We start from the raw sequence: 18,973 nt of genomic DNA on the forward strand, positions 1-18,973 counted from the left end.
ATGAGCCTGGCCCTTTCCCAACCGCCGATGCGCAGGTTTTCCAACCTGCTGTACCGCAAGCCCAACCTGTACCTGGCGATGCTGCTGGTTCCGCCGCTGATCTGGTTCGGCGCGATCTACCTGGGTTCGTTGCTGACCCTGCTATGGCAAGGCTTCTATACCTTTGACGACTTCACCATGGCGGTCACCCCGGACCTGACCCTGGCCAACTTCGCCGCGCTGTTCCAGCCTTCGAACTTCGACATCATCCTGCGCACCCTGGGCATGGCGATCGTGGTGTCGATCGCCAGCGCCATCGTCGCCTTCCCGATCGCCTACTACATGGCGCGCTACACCACGGGCAAGACCAAGGCGTTCTTCTATATCGCGGTGATGATGCCGATGTGGGCCAGCTACATCGTCAAGGCGTATGCCTGGACGTTGCTGCTGGCCAAAGGTGGAGTGGCGCAGTGGTTCGTGCAGCACCTGGGCCTGGAACCGGTATTGCAGTTCGTGCTGGGCATTCCCGGCGTGGGCGGCAGCACCTTGAGCACCTCGCACCTGGGGCGTTTCATGGTGTTCGTCTATATCTGGCTGCCCTTTATGATCCTGCCGATCCAGGCGTCCCTGGAGCGCTTGCCGCCGTCGCTGCTGCAAGCCTCCGCCGACCTCGGCGCCAAGCCGCGCCAGACCTTCATGCAGGTGATCCTGCCACTGTCGGTGCCGGGGATTGCCGCCGGTTCGATCTTCACGTTTTCGCTGACCCTGGGCGATTTCATCGTGCCGCAACTGGTGGGTCCGCCGGGTTACTTCGTCGGCGGAATGGTCTACGCCCAGCAAGGCGCCATCGGCAATATGCCCATGGCGGCGGCGTTCACCCTGGTACCGATCGTGCTGATCGCGGTTTACCTGTCCATCGTCAAACGCCTGGGGGCCTTCGATGCACTCTGAGAAATCATCATTAGGCTTGAAGATCGCAGCCTGGGGCGGGTTGGTATTCCTGCACTTCCCGATCCTGATCATCTTCCTCTACGCCTTCAACACCGAGGAAGCCGCGTTCAGCTTTCCGCCCCAGGGCTTTACCCTGAAGTGGTTCAGCGTGGCCTTCGCCCGGCCGGATGTGCTGGAAGCGATCAAGCTGTCGTTGCAGATCGCCGCCATCGCCACCCTGATTGCCATGGTGCTGGGCACCCTGGCCTCGGCGGCGCTGTATCGCCGCGAGTTCTTTGGCAAGCAAGGTGTGTCGCTGATGTTGATCCTGCCGATTGCGCTGCCGGGGATCATCACCGGTATTGCACTGCTGGCGACGTTCAAGACATTAGGCATCGAGCCGGGGATGTTCACCATCATCGTCGGCCACGCGACGTTCTGCGTGGTGATCGTCTACAACAACGTCATTGCCCGCCTGCGCCGTACGTCCCACAGCCTGATCGAAGCCTCGATGGACCTGGGCGCCGACGGCTGGCAGACCTTCCGCTACATCATCATGCCCAACCTCGGCTCGGCGCTGCTGGCCGGCGGCATGCTGGCGTTTGCGCTGTCGTTCGACGAAATCATCGTCACCACTTTCACCGCCGGCCACGAGCGTACGTTGCCGCTGTGGTTGCTCAACCAATTGAGCCGGCCACGGGATGTGCCGGTGACCAATGTGGTCGCGATGCTGGTGATGCTGGTGACGATGTTCCCGATCCTGGGCGCCTATTACCTGACCCGCGGCGGTGAAAGCGTGGCCGGGAGTGGTGGTAAATAATTTTTTATTGAAGACACCGAGCCCTCTCCCACATTCAGAGCCGGTTTATTCAGTGACATAACGATCGCTTTTTGGAGGACTGAACCATGCAAACCAAACTCTTGATCAACGGCCACCTCGTCGAAGGCGAAGGCCCGGCGCAAGCGGTGTTCAACCCGGCATTGGGCCGCGTGCTGGTGGAAATCAAAGAAGCCAGCGAAGCCCAGGTCGACGCCGCCGTGCGCGCCGCCGATGCGGCCTTCGAAGGCTGGTCGCAAACCGCGCCCAAGGATCGCTCGCTGTTGCTGCTGAAACTGGCCGACGTGATCGAAGCCCACGGCGAAGAACTGGCCAAGCTGGAATCGGACAACTGCGGCAAGCCCTACAGCGCCGCGCTGAACGACGAGATCCCGGCGATTGCCGACGTGTTCCGCTTCTTCGCTGGCGCCAGCCGTTGCATGAGCGGTTCGGCCGGCGGTGAATACTTGCCCGGCCACACCTCGATGATCCGTCGCGACCCGGTGGGCGTGATCGCGTCCATCGCGCCGTGGAACTACCCACTGATGATGGTCGCCTGGAAAATCGCACCGGCCCTGGCCGCGGGCAATACCGTGGTGCTCAAGCCGTCGGAGCAAACCCCGCTGACCGCGTTGCGGATGGTCGAGTTGGCGTCGGAGATTTTCCCGGCCGGAGTACTCAACCTGGTGTTCGGCCGTGGGCCTACCGTGGGCAGTCCGCTGGTGAACCACCCGAAAGTGCGCATGGTGTCGCTGACCGGTTCCATCGCCACCGGTGCGAATATCATCTCCAGCACCGCCGACAGCGTGAAGCGCATGCATATGGAGCTGGGCGGCAAGGCGCCTGTGATCATCTTCAACGATGCGGATATCGATGCAGCGGTGGAAGGCATTCGTACCTTTGGCTTCTACAATGCCGGCCAGGACTGCACCGCAGCGTGCCGGATTTATGCGCAGGCGGACATCTACGACGCCTTTGTGGAGAAGCTCGGCGCGGCGGTCGCCAGCATCAAATACGGCTTGCAGGATGACCCGGCCACTGAGCTGGGCCCGTTGATCACCGCGCAACACCGCGACCGGGTTGCCGGGTTTGTCGAACGCGCCGTGGCGCAGCCGCATATCCGCCTGGTCACCGGTGGCAAGGCGGTGGAAGGCAATGGTTTCTTCTTTGAGCCGACCGTGCTCGCCGATGCGCAACAGGACGATGAAATCGTGCGCCGCGAGGTGTTCGGGCCGGTGGTGTCGGTAACCAAATTCACCGATGAGGCGCAGGTACTGGGCTGGGCCAATGATTCGGACTACGGGTTGGCGTCATCGGTATGGACCGCCGACGTAGGACGCGCCCACCGCCTGGCCGCGCGTTTGCAGTACGGCTGCACCTGGGTAAACACCCATTTCATGCTCGTCAGCGAAATGCCTCACGGTGGTCAGAAACTGTCGGGGTATGGCAAGGATATGTCCATGTATGGCTTGGAGGACTACACCACGGTTCGGCATGTGATGTTCAAGCACTGATCGCCCAAGTGCCGTAACGCTTTATTGTAGGAGCGAGCTTGCTCGCGAAGAACGCAAGCGCACCGCGGTTAGTCAGAATGTCCGCGTTATCGTTGACGTTCTTCGCGAGCAAGCTCGCTCCTACATTTGGATCTTCATAATTCGTGGGTAATGTGTTCGCTCACAGCGTCGGAAATGTCTTGTCGCATTTGCAATGCAATCACCCCGCCATCAATCAATTTTCCTACGTCATCGAACCGCTTAAGCTATCCGGCGTCTGTTTAATGTCCGTTGTGTTTGGCCGAAGGCATGTCCGAACCGTAATTTCTGATCCAGCACGTGCCAGGAACGGCGCGGGATTTGCTCACGACAGGTTGTCTCTATGCACCGCAGGAATTTGCTCAAAGCCTCCATGGCCATTGCGGCCTACACCGGTTTATCGGCCAGCGGCCTGCTTGCCGCGCAGGCCTGGGCCGGGAACCGTGCCGCCGATGGCAAGGCCGTGGCGTTCGATTTTGAAACGCTCAAGGCCCAAGCCAAACAACTCGCCGGAACCGCGTATAAAGACACCAAACAGGTGCTGCCGCCCACCCTGGCGACCATGACCCCGCAGAATTTCAACGCCATCGGCTACGACGGCAACCATTCGCTGTGGAAGGAATTGAACGGCCAACTCGACGTGCAGTTCTTCCACGTAGGCATGGGCTTCAAGACGCCGGTGCGCATGCACAGCGTCGACCCCAAGACCCGTGAAGCCCGGGAAGTGCATTTCCGCCCCTCACTGTTCAATTATGAAAAAACCACCGTCGACACTAAACAGCTGACCGGCGACCTGGGTTTCTCCGGCTTCAAGTTGTTCAAGGCGCCGGAACTGGATCGCCATGACGTGCTGTCGTTTCTCGGCGCCAGCTACTTCCGCGCGGTGGATTCCACCGGCCAGTACGGCCTTTCCGCACGCGGACTGGCGATTGATACCTACGCGAAGAAACGCGAGGAGTTCCCCGACTTCACGCAGTTCTGGTTCGAGACCCCGGACAAGAACGCGACCCGCTTTGTGGTCTACGCCCTGCTCGACTCGCCGAGCGCCACCGGCGCCTATCGCTTCGATATCGACTGCCAGGCCAACCAAGTGGTGATGGCCATCGACGCCCATATCAACGCACGTACCGCCATCGAACAGTTGGGCATCGCCGCCATGACCAGCATGTTCAGTTGCGGCACCCACGAACGCCGCATGTGCGACACCATCCACCCACAGATCCACGATTCGGACCGCCTGGCGATGTGGCGGGGTAATGGCGAGTGGATTTGCCGCCCGTTGAATAACCCGGCCAAGCTGCAGTTCAATGCGTTCGCCGACACCGACCCGAAAGGTTTCGGCCTGGTGCAGACCGACCATGAGTTCGCCAGCTACCAGGACACCGTCGACTGGTACAGCAAGCGTCCAAGCCTGTGGGTCGAACCGACCACCGCCTGGGGCGAAGGCTCGATCGACCTGTTGGAAATCCCCACCACCGGTGAGACCCTGGACAACATCGTGGCCTTCTGGACCCCGAAAAAGCCGGTGGCGGCCGGCGACTCACTCAACTATGGCTACAAGCTGTACTGGAGCGCCCTGCCCCCGGTCAGCACGCCGCTGGCGCAAGTCGACGCGACCCGTTCCGGCATGGGCGGTTTTACCGAAGGTTGGGCACCGGGCGAGCACTACCCGCCAGTGTGGGCGCGCCGGTTCGCCGTGGACTTCAAGGGCGGCGGCCTGGACCGTTTGCCGGCCGGCACCGGGATCGAGCCGGTGGTGACCTGCTCCCACGGCGAAGTGAAAGACTTCAGCGTGCTGGTGCTCGACAACATCAAGGGCTACCGCATCCTGTTCGACTGGTACCCGACCAGCGACAGCGTGGAGCCGGTGGAACTGCGGCTGTTTATTCGCACCCAGGACCGCACCCTGAGTGAAACCTGGTTGTATCAGTACTTCCCGCCGGCACCGGAGCAGCGCAAGTACACCTGATCCAGATCGTTCCCACGCTCGCGTGGGAACGATCCTCGCGCACAGCATCAGAACCGCGACACACTCTTCATCGCTCCAATCAGATACCGCATCGCCACCTGATCGCTTTCGGTCAGCGCGCGATACTGCGCCAGTAATTCGGCTTCGTCCGAACTCAACCTGCGGCCACGCAAGGACACCCTGCGGGTAAAAAAAGACACCACCGCACCCGCTACACCATAGGACTTGGCCATGGACTGTTTCTCCTGATATCGATCAAAAACTCCTGTGCCCACAAACCGTTTCCCGGGGAGCGCAATGCCTCGCTGTACAAACAGACTGACTCCCTGGGCCAGAAATCAGTCGTACCCTAAGCGTAGAAACAATCTCGTTACGTGTGGGATTTTTTTAGAGCATTCACTTAAAAAATCACTTCGGTAACAAATACCTACAACCCCATCCCACAGCAGCAGGCAAAAAAAACCCACCGGTTCAAGGTGGGTTTCGAGGGCGCCGACGCAGGATCAATCCCTCAAGTCAGACTCATGAATCGGTTGGTCCCGATGGGTCGCTCGTTGGTACTGAGCCGGCCAAATGGCCTTGCGCCCACCCAGATCATCATCGGCATGCAACGGCCAGTAAGGGTCACGCAGCAGTTCACGCGCCAGGAAGATGATGTCGGCCTGGCAGGTACGCAGGATGTGTTCGGCCTGAGCCGGCTCGGTGATCATGCCGACGGTGCCGGTGGCGATGCCCGATTCCTTGCGTACACGCTCGGCAAAGCGCGTCTGGTAACCGGGGCCGGTGGGGATTTCGGCGTTGGCGGCAGTGCCGCCGGAAGACACGTCGATCAGGTCCACGCCCAGGTCTTTGAGACGGCGCGCCAGTTCCACGGTTTCATCGGGGTTCCAGCCATCTTCCACCCAATCGGTGGCCGACACCCGCACGAACAGCGGCAGCTCCTGGGGCCAGGCTTCGCGCACGGCCTCGGTCACTTGCAGCACCAGGCGGATACGGTTCTCGAAGGAGCCGCCGTACTGGTCCTGACGCTGGTTGCTGATGGGCGAGAGGAATTGATGCAGCAGGTAACCATGGGCGGCGTGGATTTCCACCACTTCAAAACCGGCGGTCAGGGCGCGCCTGGCGGCGGCGACAAAGTCGGCGATCACTTGCTGGATCTGCGCCTCATCCAAAGGCTTGGGTTGGGTGTGCTGCGGGTCAAAGGCAATCGGCGACGGTCCCACCGGCACCCAGCCACCGTCTTGCGGCTTGACGCTGCCGTGCTTGCCGATCCATGGGCGGTGGGTGCTGGCCTTGCGCCCGGCATGGGCCAGCTGGATGCCCGCCACCGCGCCCTGGGCGGCGATAAACCGTGTGATGCGCCGCAGGGGTTCGATCTGTTCGTCGTTCCACAGGCCCAGGTCTTCGGCCGTGATGCGACCATCGGCGGTTACGGCGGTAGCTTCGGTGAATATCAGCCCGGCGCCACCGACCGCGCGGCTGCCGAGGTGGACGAGGTGCCAGTCGTTGGCCAGGCCATCGACACTTGAGTACTGACACATCGGCGACACGGCGATGCGGTTGAGCAGGGTCAATTGACGCAGGGTATAGGGTTCGAGCAGCTGACTCATGGCGCACCTCTTCTTGGCTTTTGGGCACTTTTGTAGGAACGAGCTTGCTCGCGAAGGCCTCATAGGCGCCGCGTTTATCCAGGATTAACGCGTTACCGTGACGTTTTTCGCGGGCAAGGACTAGGCGTCCCCCCCGCTCCTACACAACAGTGCTTAGAGCCTAGTCGACAACCGTGGATTGCACAGGGTTCAGACGTAAAGCGGGAGCCGATTGCCGGCTCCCGTACCGCGCAGGCTTACATTTCGACCTGGGTGCCCAATTCGATCACTCGGTTGACCGGGAGCTTGAAGAACCGCAGGTTGCCGTTGGCGTTCTTGAGCATGAATGCAAACAACGCTTCGCGCCAACGGGCCATGCCCTTGATGCGGGAGGCGATGACGGTTTCACGGCTGAGGAAGTACGTGGTGCGCATCGGACTGAAATCCAGGCCGTCCAAATGGCACAGCTTCAAGGCTTCGGGGACATCCGGCTCATCGGTAAAGCCGAAGTGCAGGATCACGCGAAAGAACCCCTCGCCGTAGGAATCCACCTCGAAGCGCCGTGAGGCCGGGACACGCGGGATGTCTTCGTAGACCACCGTCAGCAACACCACCTGTTCATGCAGCACCTGGTTATGCAACAGGTTGTGCAACAGCGCATGGGGCACGGCGTCCGGGCGCGCGGTAAGGAACACGGCGGTACCCTGCACGCGATGCGGCGGCTGCACGCGGATGCTGCTGATGAAGATCGGCAACGGCAGGCCACCTTCGTCGAGGCGGTCCACCAGCAATTGCTTGCCGCGCTTCCAGGTGGTCATCAGCACGAACAGCACAATCCCCGCCAATACCGGGAAGGCGCCACCCTGGATGATCTTCGGCACGTTGGCCGCGAAGTACAGCCCGTCCACCAACAGGCAGCAGACCAGGACCGGTACGGCCAGAATCGGTGGCCATTTCCACAGCAACAGCATGACTGCCGACACCAGGATGGTGGTCATCAGCATGGTCCCCGTCACCGCCACGCCGTAGGCCGACGCCAGTGCGTTGGAGGACTCGAAACCCAGCACCAGCAGGATCACGCCGACCATCAGCGACCAGTTCACCGCACCGATATAGATCTGGCCCTGTTCGGCGCTTGAGGTGTGCTGGATATGCATACGCGGGATATAACCCAACTGGATCGCCTGGCGCGTCAACGAAAACGCACCGGAAATCACCGCCTGGGACGCAATCACCGTGGCCAGGGTGGACAACACCACCAGCGGGATCAGCGCCCAACTTGGCGCCAGCAGGTAGAACGGGTTGCGTGCGGCTTCCGGGTCGCCCAGCAGCATGGCGCCCTGGCCGAAATAATTGAGCACCAACGCCGGCAACACCAGGATGAACCAGGCGCGGGCGATGGGTTTGCGGCCGAAGTGGCCCATGTCGGCATACAGCGCCTCGGCACCGGTCAACGCCAGCACTACCGCACCGAGGATCGCCACGCCAATGCCAGGGTGGGCCTCGAAGAAACGCACGCCCCACATCGGGTTCAGGGCATTGAGCACTTCAGGGTGCAGGGTAATGCCATACACACCGAGGCCACCCAGCACCAGGAACCAGGTCACCATCACCGGCCCGAACAGCTTGCCGATGCGGTCGGTACCGTGCTTCTGGATCAGGAACAGCGCCACCAGCACCACCAGGGCGATCGGCACCACCCATTTTTCCAGGCCGTCGAACGCCAGCTCCAGGCCTTCAATGGCCGACAGCACCGAAATCGCCGGAGTAATCATGCTGTCGCCATAGAACAACGCCGCACCGCACAGGCCGCACACCACGAGGAAACTGCGCAACTTCTTGCGCTCCCCCGCCGCCCTTCGCGCCAACGCGGTCAGGGCCATGATGCCGCCTTCGCCCTGGTTATCGGCGCGCAGCACGAACAGCATGTACTTGATCGACACCACCCAGATCAACGACCAGAAGATCAGCGCCAGGATCCCCAGCACACCGTCATGGTTGACCTGCACCCCATAACCGCCGTTGAACACCTCTTTGAGGGTATAGAGCGGGCTGGTCCCGATATCGCCGTAAACCACCCCGACCGCTGCCACCAGCATGCCGATCGGCTTTGCGTTGGAATGCTCGGCACCTGCTGCCTGACTACTTGCCTGACCCATCAACCACTCCTGCCCTTTGACCTGAGGTCTCTTATAAACAGCGCGTCTAAGCTGACCCTAGCATGCGCTGTTTTACTTCTCGTAACAGACGTTTTATTGACCCAAGGGTTTTCCCCGTGCGCAACGGCGCGAAGCATAGCGCAGCAGTCGTCGTATTTCCCTGCATAAAGCTGGAGTCTTTTTGCCTGCATTGACGTCATTTAGTTCCAACGCTAGGTTTTTCGCTTTTTACGGACTTCGCGATTTCCGACGCATGGGTTGCATAGCGGCGTGCTGGGAACAAAAAGCGTTTGATCAAATTTTATGGGCTGTCTCATACTCTGGCTGTAGCCACAACGTAGCTACAACTTTGAGAGGGAGTCATGATATGCCTGCATTACTGAAGACTACTGACGTGCGATGCCGCATCGATGAGGATTTGAAGGAGCGTGCCACTGCTGTGCTCAATGCCTGTGGGCTTAGCCTCAGTGACGCCATGCGTCTTTTCCTCCGCCAGGTCGTGACAACACAGGGAATACCGTTTGAGGTGCGGGTTCCTTCGCAGAAGACCGCTCGTGCCATGGCACAAGCGCATGCGATACGTCGCCAGTTTGACTCGATCGACGACATGCTAAGGGACACTGATGGCGTAACAGGAGAAGAAACAAAAGCGCGCTGACCTGCCAAACCAATGCGCGCAGACGCCTGAGTTTAAAAAGTCTGGGAACGCTACAAACGTGCCGGGCGTCGGGATATGAATGAGGTCCGGGTGGTGATGGTGATGCTTTTTTTAGGCGAACAACTACCCGCCGAGTATCGAGACCATGCGCTTACCGGGAATTGGGACGGTTTCAGAGAGTGCCACATCGGCGGTGATTTTCTGATGATTTATGAACAATCGCGGGCTGACCTGACCACCTTTGTGGACTTGGGGAGTCACGCGGAATTGTTCGCGTAGTGATTGGCGAATCGAATGACGCAGCACTCGTCGCATTTCCCTGCATAAAGCTGGTCAAGTGCGTTGCCCGTCGCTAGAATTGCGCACTTTTTGATCAGAGGCGCGGCAAGCGCCCGTCCGCAGCCCTGTCGTGCCCGACTGGCGGCGTCATTCAATACCGAGGTTAGACATGTCCACCACCATCGCAAAAGCCAACCCCAAGGTTGGCTTTGTTTCCCTGGGTTGCCCGAAGGCGCTCGTCGATTCCGAACGCATCCTCACGCAACTGCGCATGGAAGGCTATGACGTGGTGTCCACTTACCAGGACGCCGATGTGGTGGTGGTCAACACCTGCGGCTTTATCGACTCGGCCAAGGCAGAGTCCCTGGAAGTGATCGGCGAAGCCATCAAGGAAAACGGCAAGGTCATCGTGACCGGCTGCATGGGTGTGGAAGAAGGCAATATCCGCAACGTGCACCCCAGCGTACTGGCCGTGACCGGCCCGCAGCAGTACGAGCAAGTGGTCAATGCCGTGCACGACGTAGTGCCGCCGCGCCAGGATCACAACCCGCTGATCGACCTGGTACCGCCCCAAGGCATCAAGCTGACCCCGCGTCACTATGCGTACCTGAAGATTTCCGAAGGCTGCAACCACAGCTGCAGCTTCTGCATCATCCCGTCGATGCGCGGCAAGCTGGTCAGCCGTCCGGTGGGTGACGTACTCGACGAGGCCCAGCGCCTGGTCAAATCCGGCGTCAAGGAGCTGCTGGTGATCTCCCAGGACACCAGCGCCTACGGCGTCGACGTGAAATACCGCACCGGCTTCTGGAACGGCGCGCCGGTGAAAACCCGCATGACCGAACTCTGCGAAGCCCTCAGCAGCCTGGGCGTGTGGGTGCGCCTGCACTACGTCTACCCGTACCCGCACGTGGACGAGCTGATCCCGTTGATGGCCGCCGGCAAGATCCTGCCGTACCTGGACATCCCGTTCCAGCACGCCAGCCCGAAAGTGCTCAAGGCCATGAAACGCCCAGCCTTCGAAGACAAGACCCTGGCGCGCATCAAGAACTGGCGCGAGATCTGCCCCGAGCTGATCATCCGTTCGACCTTCATCGTCGGCTTCCCCGGCGAAACCGAAGAAGACTTCCAGTACCTGCTGGACTGGCTGACCGACGCGCAACTGGACCGTGTGGGTTGCTTCCAGTACTCGCCCGTGGAAGGTGCCCCGGCCAACCTGCTGGACCTGGCCGTGGTCCCGGATGACGTCAAGCAGGACCGTTGGGAGCGCTTCATGGCGCACCAACAGGCAATCAGCTCGGCGCGCCTGCAACTGCGTATCGGCAAGGAAATCGAAGTGCTGATCGACGAAGTCGACGAGCAAGGCGCAGTCGGCCGTTGCTTCTTCGATGCACCGGAAATCGACGGTAACGTGTTTATCGACGATGCCAGCGGCTTGAAGCCGGGTGACAAGGTCTGGTGCACCGTGACCGACGCTGATGAGTACGATCTGTGGGCTGAAAAGCGCGACTGATCGAAAAAACTTGAAAAACCCTGCTTCTGGACAAGATGCGGGGCTTTTTTAGGTCTATCTTTTGCCCATCAGCGCCAATCATCGCAAGGGGCAGCGGGCATGCGTCAGCATTCGGTTATCCACACACCTAAAGCCAGCGACTACGCGGAGTTGGCGCGCATCTGGGAGGCCTCGGTGCGGGCCACCCATGATTTTTTGCCGGACAGTTACATCATATTGCTGAAAAACCTGCTGCTGACCCGCTACCTGGATTCGGTGATGCTGATCTGCACCAAAGACGCACGCCAGCGTATTACCGGGTTTGCCGGGGTGGCGTGCGGTAAGGTGGAGATGCTGTTTATCGACCCGCAATACCGCGGGCAAGGCCTAGGCCGGCAGTTGCTGCGTTATGCAATCGAGCGCATGAACGCCGACGAACTCGACGTTAACGAGCAGAATCCCCAAGCCTTGGGGTTCTATTTCAAGCAGGGTTTCGAAGTGGTCGGACGCACCGAGCATGACGGCCTGGGCCAGCCCTATCCGTTGCTGCACCTGCGCCTGCGCCAGCAACAACAAAACGCCCGTCAGGGCTAAATGAAATGGGGCCGGGATTAACCGCGCCCACACAGGTACAATAGCCGCCCCCTTTTGTTACGGCCCTTGTCATGACTGACCCCATACGCCTCTCCAAACGCCTTATCGAACTGGTCGGTTGCTCCCGTCGGGAGGCTGAGCTGTTTATCGAAGGCGGCTGGGTCTCGGTGGACGGTGAAGTGATCGACGAGCCGCAATTCAAGATCACCACCCAGAAGGTCGAACTGGACCCGGAGGCCAAGGCCACTGCGCCAGAGCCGGTGACCATCCTGTTCCACGCCCCGGTTGGTGTCGATGCCGAGACGGCAATGGCCTCGATCAGCGCCGAAACCCTCTCGGAGGAACACCGCTTCAGCAAGCGTCCGCTCAAGGGCCACTTCCTGCGCCTGACCGCCAGCGCCGACCTGCAGGCCAAGGCCAGCGGCCTGCTGGTGTTTACCCAGGACTGGAAGATCCTGCGCAAGTTGACCGCCGATGCCGCCAAGATCGAGCAGGAATACGTGGTGGAGGTTGAAGGCGACATGGTTGCCCACGGCCTCAACCGCCTGAACCACGGCCTGACCTACAAAGGCAAAGAGCTGCCAGCCGTAAAAGCCAGCTGGCAGAACGAAAATCGCCTGCGATTTGCGATGAAAAACCCGCAACCAGGCGTGATCGCCCTGTTCTGCGAAGCCGTTGGCCTGAAAGTCGTCGCTATCCGCCGCATTCGCATCGGCGGCGTGTCCATCGGCAAAGTGCCGGTTGGCCAATGGCGTTATCTGTCCGGCAAAGAAAAGTTCTAAACAGCCTCCCCCTTTCCAGGCACCGCCCCACCCGGCGGCGCCCACCGTTGAAAACCAGGATTGCCCACCATGATTCACAACGACGTACTGCGCAGCGTGCGCTACATGCTCGACATCAGCGACAACAAGATGGTCGAGCTTATCAAGCTCGGCGGCATGGACGTGACCAAGGAAGACCTGCTGACCTACCTCAAGAAAGACGAGGAAGAAGGCTTTGTGTTCTGTCCGGATGAGGTCATGGCCCACTTCCTCGATGGCCTGGTGATCTTCAAGCGCGGCAAGGACGAAAGCCGTCCGCCGCAGCCGATCGAAACCCCGGTGACCAACAACATCATCCTCAAGAAACTGCGTGTGGCCTTCGAACTGAAGGAGGACGACATGCACGCCATCCTCAAGGCTGCCGAATTCCCGGTGTCCAAGCCTGAGCTGAGCGCGCTGTTCCGCAAGTTCGGCCACACCAACTACCGCACCTGTGGCGACCAGTTGCTGCGTAACTTCCTCAAGGGCCTGACGCTGCGCGTCAGAGCTTAAGAACAGCCATAAGCTTCAAGCTGCAAGTTAAAAGCTTGTGGCTTGCGGCTTGCAACTTGAGGCTCCAGTCATGGCCTACCAGGTCTCGCCCGTCGGTTTCGTACGCTCCTGCTTCAAGGAGAAGTTCGCCATTCCGCGCCAACCGCAACTGGCGCCTGCCGCGCGGGGCGTGCTGGAGTTGGTGGCGCCGTTCGACCAGGGCGAGGCGGTACAGGGCCTGGAGCAGGTCAGCCATGTGTGGCTGTTGTTTCTGTTCCACCAGGCCCTGGAGGACAAGCCCCGCCTGAAAGTGCGCCCGCCCCGCCTGGGCGGCAACACGTCCATGGGCGTGTTTGCGACCCGCGCGACTCATCGGCCCAACGGGATTGGCCAGTCAGTGGTCAAGCTGGACAAGGTGGAGCCGGGCCGGCTGTGGATCTCCGGGATCGATTTGCTCGATGGCACCCCGGTATTGGATATCAAGCCGTATGTGCCCTACGCCGACATCATCGACACAGCCACCAACAGCATCGCCAGTGGTGCGCCGCAGCTGATTCCCGTGCAGTGGCTGAAGAGCGCACTGCAGCAGGCACAAGGCCATGCCCAGCGCCTTGGGGAGCCGTTGGTGGAGTTGATCGATCAGTGTCTGGCACAGGATCCACGGCCGGCGTACCAGACGCCAGGGCCTGAACGCGAATACGGGGCGCAGTTCTGGGATGTGGATGTGCGCTGGCACTATCCAGAGGCCGGGATGATTTGTGTGTTGGAAGTGGTGCCAGCGGGATAAACCGGAACCCAATGTGGGAGGGGGCTTGCTCCCGATGGCGGTGGATCAGTCAACGTGTATATCGACTGACCCATCGCCATCGGGAGCAAGCCCCCTCCCACATTTTTTACCGCAGTTATTTCTCGACGAACGCGCGCTCGATCAAGTAATCACCCGGCTCACGCATGCGTGGCGAAACTTTCAGGCCGAAGCTGTTCAGTACTTCGCTGGTCTCGTCCAACATGCTTGGGCTGCCGCACAACATGGCGCGGTCGTCCTCGGGGTTGATCGGTGGCAGGCCGATGTCGCTGAACAGCTTGCCGCTGCGCATCAGGTCGGTCAGGCGGCCTTCGTTTTCGAACGGCTCGCGGGTCACGGTCGGGTAGTAGATCAGCTTCTCACGCAGGGCCTCGCCGAAGAACTCGTTCTGCGGCAGGTGCTCGGTGATGAATTCGCGGTAAGCGACTTCGTTGACGTAGCGCACGCCGTGGCACAGGATCACTTTTTCAAAGCGCTCGTAGGTTTCCGGGTCCTGGATCACGCTCATGAACGGAGCAAGGCCAGTACCGGTGCTGAGCAGGTAGAGGTGTTTGCCCGGCTTCAAATCGTCAAGCACCAGGGTGCCTGTCGGTTTTTTGCTGATGATGATCTCGTCGCCTTCCTTCAAGTGCTGCAATTGGGAAGTCAGCGGGCCATCCGGCACCTTGATGCTGAAGAACTCCAGATGCTCTTCCCAGTTCGGGCTGGCAATGGAGTAAGCGCGCATGAGCGGGCGGCCGTTGGGCTGTTGCAGGCCGATCATCACGAACTGACCGTTCTCGAAGCGCAGGCCCGGATCGCGGGTGCACTTGAAGCTGAACAGAGTGTCGTTCCAGTGATGAACACTGAGGACACGCTCGTGGTTCATGTTGCTCATGTACGGGGGACTCCTGGAAATGGGTCTGCGCCAAAGATGAAGTGCGCAATTGCACAGCATTCTAATGGCGGCGACAATATCTGTTAACTGGATTATTAAGATAAGGGTTATCGGTTATATCGATATGCGATTTACTCTCCGTCAACTGCAAGTCTTCGTCGCCGTCGCCCAGCAGGAAAGCGTCTCTCGCGCTGCTGGCCTTCTGGCCTTATCTCAATCCGCCGCCAGCACCTCGATTACCGAGCTGGAGCGCCAATCCAGCTGCCAATTATTCGACCGTGCCGGCAAGCGCCTGAGTCTCAACGCCTTGGGCCATCAGCTGTTGCCTCAAGCGGTGGCGCTGTTGGACCAGGCCAAGGAGATCGAAGACCTGCTCAACGGTAAGTCCGGCTTCGGCTCCCTGGCGGTCGGCGCTACCCTGACCATTGGCAATTACCTGGCCACCCTGCTGATCGGCAGCTTCATGCAGCAGCACCCCGAAAGCCAGGTGAAGCTGCATGTGCAGAACACTGCCAATATCGTGCACCAGGTTGCGCACTACGAAATTGACCTGGGTCTAATCGAAGGCGACTGCAGCCACCCGGATATCGAGGTGCAAACCTGGGTGGAAGATGAGCTGGTGGTGTTTTGCGCGCCTCAGCACCACTTGGCCAAACGCGGCGTGGCCACCCTGGAAGAGTTGACCCATGAGGCCTGGATCCTGCGGGAACAAGGCTCCGGCACGCGCCTGACCTTTGACCAGGCCATGCGCCATCACCGCAGCGCGCTGAATATCCGCCTGGAGCTGGAGCACACCGAGGCGATCAAACGGGCGGTGGAATCGGGTTTGGGCATTGGGTGTATTTCTCGGCTGGCGCTGCGCGATGCATTTCGCCGTGGCAGCCTGGTGCCGGTAGAAACCCCGGACCTGGACCTGGCCCGGCAGTTCTACTTCATCTGGCATAAACAGAAATACCAGACCTCCGCCATGCGCGAGTTCCTGGAGCTGTGCCGCGCCTTCACCGCCGGGGTTCAGCGCAGCGACGAGATCGTGCTGCCGAGCATTGCCTGATCGTCAGGTCAGAATCACGGCCCACACCAGGGTGATCATGGTCAGTGCCACAAATTGCGCGGCGCTGCCCATGTCCTTGGCGTTTTTCGACAGGGGGTGGCGGTCGAGGGAAATACGGTCGATCGCCGCTTCTACCGCCGAATTGAGCAATTCAACGATCAAGGCCAACAGGCACACCGCAATCAGCAGCGCGCGCTCAACACGGCTGACGTGCAGGAAAAAACTCAGCGGGATCAGGATGACGTTCAACAAGACCAGTTGACGGAACGCCGCCTCACCGGTGAAAGCCGCGCGCAGGCCATCCAGGGAATAGCCCCCTGCATTGAAGATACGTTTGAGACCGGTTTGACCCTTGAAAGGCGACATAGACGTAGGCAACTGAACCAAAGGAGTGGGGAAACTAGATCACGCAAAGTCAAAAAAGCGTGAATCGGTAACAACTTAATGCTGAGCAATTGACTCAAGTTGTTGCAAGAGCAGCGCCGCCTGGGTCCGCGTACGCACACCCAATTTGCGAAAGATTGCCGTGACATGAGCCTTGATGGTCGCTTCCGACACACTCAGCTCATAGGCGATCTGCTTGTTCAGCAAACCTTCGCAGACCATGGTCAGCACTCGAAACTGCTGGGGTGTCAGGCTGGCCAAGCCATCACGGGCGGCCTTGGCTTCGTCGGACACGTTGATGTGTTCAAACGCTTGCGGCGGCCAGGACACATCACCGTCCAACACTGCGCGCACGGCCTTCTGAATATCTTCCATCGCGCTGGACTTTGGAATGAAGCCGCTGGCGCCAAACTCCTTGGAACGCACCACCACGTCGGCATCTTCCTGGGCAGAGACCATCACCACGGGGATCTGCGGGTATTGCCCACGCAGGAGCACCAGCCCCGAAAAACCGTAGGCGCCGGGCATGTTCAGGTCGAGCAGCACCAGGTCCCAATCGGATTTTTCGGTAAGGCGGGCTTCCAGCTCGGCAATGCTGGCCACTTCAACCAGGCGCACGTCCGGGCCAAGGCCCAGGGTCACGGCCTGATGGAGCGCACTGCGAAACAGCGGGTGGTCATCGGCTATCAGGATTTCGTATGTGGCCATTGATTAAATGATCCTGTTTTTTATGGCAGCCCCGATGGGTTCGGGGTTCACCAATACACAAGGCGACGGCCAGGCAGCCATCGCCACAGGGTACGTTCAACGTCAAAAGCACTTGGAACGACGTCGAAAACTCACGGTTGCACCCCAATCGGCGCTCAGCATGCCCAGCGCAGCCTGGGGGGTCAAGCACTACGCCCATGGGCATTTTAGCGGCATGCAGGTTTACGGTGCCATCATGCAAACGTCGTCTGGCTATAGCGTGGCTATATAGGGTGCAAGACGAGTATGGACGCTGTCGGTCGGGTCCAATGGCAGCTGGAACTTGGCGGCCAGGTAATGGGTGCTGAATACGTCGAGGTAGGCGTCCAGCACTTCGCTGGCAGCGGTGTCATCGGCCAGTTCCAGGCACAGGGCGGCGACTTCGGCGGTGCAGAAATGGTCATCACGCTTGGAGCGGCGCAGTTTGTAGCGCGAAAGCTGCTCAGGCGCCAGGCTCAATACCGGCAGATACTCCAGATAGGGACTCTTGCGGAACATCTTGCGCGCTTCGCTCCAGGTGCCATCCAGCAGGATGAACAGCGGGCGCCTGCCTTCTGCCACCGTCACGGTACTGACGACACGCTCGGGCGCCACGAATTCGCCGGGGAACACGATGTAGGGCTGCCACTGCGGGTCAGCTAGCAGGGTGAGCAAATCCGGGTCGACTTCGGTGCGCGACCAGGCGAATGCCGTGGTGTCCTCGACCACGTCGGCGATCAGCCAGCCGGTGTTGCTGGGTTTCATCGGTTCGACATCGTGCATCAGCAGGCACATGGCGGACCTGGCCGCGACCTGGGGGCGCCAGGCGCACAGGCAATACTCGGGGATGACCCGGCAGCCGGGGCAGCGTTCAGCACGTGAGCCTCGATTGACGAAGGGCTTGATCGCGCGTGCCAGGCGCTGTGTGCGCAGGCGGGAGACGGCATGGCTCATCGGATGCGCCGTACAGAGGGGTAGATCGACACGGAGAAAACTCGTGGAAGGCTGAAGTGACCGCAGTTTACCAGCGATACGCCTGGCTGTAGTGGCAAGGGGTCACCTATAATTGCGCGCCACTGAACGCACAGCGCAGTGGCTGGTCTATGCACCAGTAACCGAATCAGGAGAGTTTCATGCTGCGTTCCATGCTGCGTCTTGCCGCCCCATCCATCGCACTTGCGCTGGTACTGCCCGTGGGCGCCCAGGCGGCCTCGCTGCTGGAGGCCCAAATGAACCGGAAGCTGCAAAGCGTCGCGACTGAAAGCAACAAGGACCTGCCCCGGGAAATCGACGAAAAAACCCTGGAAGTGGCCTACACCGTTGAGGGCATGCAACTGATTGATCACCTCAGCGTATTGCCTGATCGCGCCGAACAGATGCGCGCCAACCCCAAGGCGGTGTACTTCCAGCTGGGGCAAAGCGTGTGCCTGAACAAAGGTTATCGCGAGCTGATGGCCAAGGGCGCAGTGATGCGCTATGAAATCACCGAGAACAAGACCAATCGTCCTGTGGCATCGGTGAAATTCGTGGAAGCGGATTGCCCGGCACCGGCTGCCGCCAAGAAGAAAAAGTAATCTTCGCTTGCCCTTCGCGCGCTGCTGTCCAGTAGCGCGCACTCCCCTGCTTCATTTCCCTGCAGGCGGCTAAACTCCCTGCTGAGTGACCAATAAGCGGTTGCCAGCCAAGGGTTTTTCGGCCCATGATCAAGTCATCCCGACCGCCCGTTCATCACGGCTTCCACGCCGTTCTGTAACATTTCCAGGGCAAAAGAGGGTTGCCCTCCTGCGACGTGCAGTGCAAAGGTTTTTTAAATCACAAGGAATATACAGAGCCCGTTTGCTGC

The 18,973-nt window shown here is 60.1% G+C and carries 20 protein-coding genes; 13 read left to right on the forward strand and 7 right to left on the reverse strand.

Annotation, left to right across the window (positions count from 1 at the left end; translation table 11 throughout):
* From BFP99_RS29630 to BFP99_RS29645, 4 genes are all read left to right on the forward strand, one after another.
* Window positions 1–930, forward strand: coding sequence for an ABC transporter permease (locus BFP99_RS29630; RefSeq protein WP_027604529.1), 930 nt, complete (start codon window positions 1–3; stop codon window positions 928–930).
* Window positions 920–1,729: an ABC transporter permease gene (locus BFP99_RS29635; RefSeq protein ID WP_025856826.1), complete on the forward strand. Its 810-nt coding sequence runs from the start codon at window positions 920–922 to the stop codon at window positions 1,727–1,729. Before BFP99_RS29630 ends, BFP99_RS29635 begins: the two co-directional genes overlap by 11 nt.
* A gap of 86 nt (window positions 1,730–1,815) precedes the next feature.
* Window positions 1,816–3,240: a gamma-aminobutyraldehyde dehydrogenase gene (locus BFP99_RS29640; protein WP_065948861.1), complete on the forward strand. Its 1,425-nt coding sequence runs from the start codon at window positions 1,816–1,818 to the stop codon at window positions 3,238–3,240.
* A gap of 361 nt (window positions 3,241–3,601) precedes the next feature.
* On the forward strand, window positions 3,602–5,227 hold the full coding sequence (locus tag BFP99_RS29645; protein ID WP_065948862.1) for a glucan biosynthesis protein D: 1,626 nt from the start codon (window positions 3,602–3,604) through the stop codon (window positions 5,225–5,227).
* Window positions 5,228–5,274: 47 nt separating this feature from the next.
* Here BFP99_RS29645 and BFP99_RS29650 read toward each other — a convergent pair whose 3' ends face one another.
* The 3 genes from BFP99_RS29650 to BFP99_RS29660 all read right to left on the reverse strand — a co-directional run bounded on the left by BFP99_RS29650 (window position 5,275) and on the right by BFP99_RS29660 (window position 8,975).
* A complete protein-coding gene (locus BFP99_RS29650) occupies window positions 5,275–5,460 on the reverse strand; it encodes a hypothetical protein (RefSeq protein WP_065926501.1) in 186 nt (61 codons plus the stop codon).
* 270 nt (window positions 5,461–5,730) lie between these two features.
* Window positions 5,731–6,837, reverse strand: coding sequence for an NADH:flavin oxidoreductase/NADH oxidase (locus BFP99_RS29655; protein ID WP_065948863.1), 1,107 nt, complete (start codon window positions 6,835–6,837; stop codon window positions 5,731–5,733).
* Between the two features lie 236 nt (window positions 6,838–7,073).
* On the reverse strand, window positions 7,074–8,975 hold the full coding sequence (locus tag BFP99_RS29660; protein ID WP_027604535.1) for a potassium transporter Kup: 1,902 nt from the start codon (window positions 8,973–8,975) through the stop codon (window positions 7,074–7,076).
* Between the two features lie 367 nt (window positions 8,976–9,342).
* Here BFP99_RS29660 and BFP99_RS29665 point away from each other — a divergent pair, with 367 nt between their 5' ends.
* From BFP99_RS29665 to tsaA, 7 genes are all read left to right on the forward strand, one after another.
* Window positions 9,343–9,633: a type II toxin-antitoxin system RelB/DinJ family antitoxin gene (locus BFP99_RS29665; protein ID WP_065948864.1), complete on the forward strand. Its 291-nt coding sequence runs from the start codon at window positions 9,343–9,345 to the stop codon at window positions 9,631–9,633.
* A 75-nt stretch (window positions 9,634–9,708) separates the two neighbouring features.
* Window positions 9,709–9,912 (forward strand): type II toxin-antitoxin system YafQ family toxin, encoded by a 204-nt coding sequence (locus tag BFP99_RS29670; RefSeq protein ID WP_065926504.1) that lies wholly within the window; start codon window positions 9,709–9,711, stop codon window positions 9,910–9,912.
* 169 nt (window positions 9,913–10,081) lie between these two features.
* Entirely contained in the window at window positions 10,082–11,422 is a 1,341-nt protein-coding gene (gene rimO, locus BFP99_RS29675; RefSeq protein ID WP_065926505.1) for a 30S ribosomal protein S12 methylthiotransferase RimO, read from the forward strand.
* Window positions 11,423–11,521: 99 nt separating this feature from the next.
* Window positions 11,522–11,995, forward strand: a complete 474-nt coding sequence (locus BFP99_RS29680; protein ID WP_065926506.1) for a GNAT family N-acetyltransferase — start codon at window positions 11,522–11,524, stop codon at window positions 11,993–11,995.
* 71 nt (window positions 11,996–12,066) lie between these two features.
* On the forward strand, window positions 12,067–12,777 hold the full coding sequence (locus tag BFP99_RS29685) for an rRNA pseudouridine synthase (RefSeq protein WP_027604539.1): 711 nt from the start codon (window positions 12,067–12,069) through the stop codon (window positions 12,775–12,777).
* Window positions 12,778–12,846: 69 nt separating this feature from the next.
* Complete coding sequence (locus tag BFP99_RS29690) at window positions 12,847–13,308, forward strand: DUF1456 family protein (RefSeq protein ID WP_065926507.1); 462 nt, start codon at window positions 12,847–12,849, stop codon at window positions 13,306–13,308.
* 70 nt (window positions 13,309–13,378) lie between these two features.
* Window positions 13,379–14,074, forward strand: a complete 696-nt coding sequence (gene tsaA / locus BFP99_RS29695) for a tRNA (N6-threonylcarbamoyladenosine(37)-N6)-methyltransferase TrmO (protein ID WP_065926508.1) — start codon at window positions 13,379–13,381, stop codon at window positions 14,072–14,074.
* Between the two features lie 115 nt (window positions 14,075–14,189).
* On the opposite strand, the gene fpr is transcribed toward tsaA, so the two are convergent.
* A complete protein-coding gene (fpr, locus tag BFP99_RS29700) occupies window positions 14,190–14,969 on the reverse strand; it encodes a ferredoxin-NADP reductase (protein ID WP_003172178.1) in 780 nt (259 codons plus the stop codon).
* A gap of 124 nt (window positions 14,970–15,093) precedes the next feature.
* On the opposite strand from fpr, the gene BFP99_RS29705 reads away from it, so the two are divergent.
* A complete protein-coding gene (locus tag BFP99_RS29705) occupies window positions 15,094–16,020 on the forward strand; it encodes a LysR family transcriptional regulator (protein ID WP_027604543.1) in 927 nt (308 codons plus the stop codon).
* A 3-nt stretch (window positions 16,021–16,023) separates the two neighbouring features.
* On the opposite strand, the gene BFP99_RS29710 is transcribed toward BFP99_RS29705, so the two are convergent.
* The 3 genes from BFP99_RS29710 to BFP99_RS29725 all read right to left on the reverse strand — a co-directional run bounded on the left by BFP99_RS29710 (window position 16,024) and on the right by BFP99_RS29725 (window position 18,084).
* Complete coding sequence (locus BFP99_RS29710; protein ID WP_065926509.1) at window positions 16,024–16,386, reverse strand: diacylglycerol kinase; 363 nt, start codon at window positions 16,384–16,386, stop codon at window positions 16,024–16,026.
* A 75-nt stretch (window positions 16,387–16,461) separates the two neighbouring features.
* Window positions 16,462–17,112: a response regulator transcription factor ErdR gene (gene erdR / locus BFP99_RS29715; RefSeq protein WP_065926510.1), complete on the reverse strand. Its 651-nt coding sequence runs from the start codon at window positions 17,110–17,112 to the stop codon at window positions 16,462–16,464.
* Between the two features lie 252 nt (window positions 17,113–17,364).
* A complete protein-coding gene (locus tag BFP99_RS29725; protein ID WP_065926512.1) occupies window positions 17,365–18,084 on the reverse strand; it encodes a tRNA-uridine aminocarboxypropyltransferase in 720 nt (239 codons plus the stop codon).
* A 179-nt stretch (window positions 18,085–18,263) separates the two neighbouring features.
* Here BFP99_RS29725 and BFP99_RS29730 point away from each other — a divergent pair, with 179 nt between their 5' ends.
* Window positions 18,264–18,704, forward strand: a complete 441-nt coding sequence (locus tag BFP99_RS29730) for a PA3611 family quorum-sensing-regulated virulence factor (RefSeq protein WP_027604548.1) — start codon at window positions 18,264–18,266, stop codon at window positions 18,702–18,704.
* Window positions 18,705–18,973 lie beyond the last annotated feature (269 nt).

The sequence above is a fragment of the Pseudomonas sp. 1 R 17 genome, from assembly GCF_900067035.1.
Lineage (GTDB): Bacteria > Pseudomonadota > Gammaproteobacteria > Pseudomonadales > Pseudomonadaceae > Aquipseudomonas > Aquipseudomonas marginalis.